The sequence below is a fragment of the Aminobacter sp. P4_D5 genome (genome assembly GCF_056401815.1).
The window spans coordinates 1-849 of sequence record NZ_JBFUIP010000532.1; the positions used below are offsets into that span (position 1 = coordinate 1).

Consider the following 849-nt stretch of genomic DNA (forward strand, 5'->3'; position numbering starts at 1 on the left):
CCACCATGTGGCGGACAACTGCAACCGCATCCTCCTGCGCACGCCGACCGGCCATTGGCTCGCCGCCGTGCCGCCGGCGCGGATGGACGCCGCGCTCGATGTCGCGGTGCTGGCCGTGCCGGGCCTGGTCGGCCCCGCCGTGGCCTTCCGCACCGCACCCGCCATCCGCCGCGGCGAGGGCGTGGTGGCCTATGGCTTCCCCTTGGCGGGGCTGCTGAGCTCCGATCCCAAGCTCACGCGCGGCGAGGTGAACGGGCTGCGCGGCATCGGCGACAACCCCAACCAGTTCCAGATCAGCGCCGAGGTCCAGCCCGGCAATTCCGGCGGGCCGCTGGTGGACATGCAGGGCAACATCGTCGGCGTCGTGGTCTCCAAGCTGAACGCCCAGGCCGTGAGCCGCCGTACCGGCGACATCGCGCAGAACGTGAACTTCGCGGTGCAGGGCCAGGCGGCGCTGGGCTTCCTCCGCCGCGCGGGGGTGGAGGCCCGCACGGCCGAGAGCACGGGGCCGGAACGCAGCGCGCCCGATATCGGCGAGCTCATCCACCGCAGCACGCTCTTCATCCGCTGCGAGCGCTGATGCGGAGCCGGAACGCCGGCGGGACCCCACCCCTCGCGGAACCCCACGCCCTTGGCTAGTCTGCGCCCAACCCCAGGGAGAATCCCATGCAACGCCGCGCATTGTTCGCCGCCCCGGCCCTCGCCGCGCCCGTGCTCCTGACCTCGGAGGGTCAAGCGCAGGCACCGCGCGTCGTCACCGAGGAATTCATGGTGCCGGCGGGCGAAGGGAGCCCAGGCATCGAGATCTTCGTCCGCAACAAGCGGCCCGAGACCATGACGGCCTTCTCC

Annotated in this window: 1 protein-coding gene and 1 pseudogene; both read left to right on the plus strand. The window is 72.1% G+C overall.

Annotation, left to right across the window (positions count from 1 at the left end; genetic code table 11):
• On the plus strand, positions 1–580 hold a 580-nt coding region (locus AC1DWF_RS33315; protein ID WP_476842775.1), incomplete at its 5' end, for a trypsin-like peptidase domain-containing protein.
• 86 nt (positions 581–666) lie between these two features.
• Positions 667–849, plus strand: a pseudogene (locus AC1DWF_RS33320) (alpha/beta hydrolase); the annotation flags it as partial.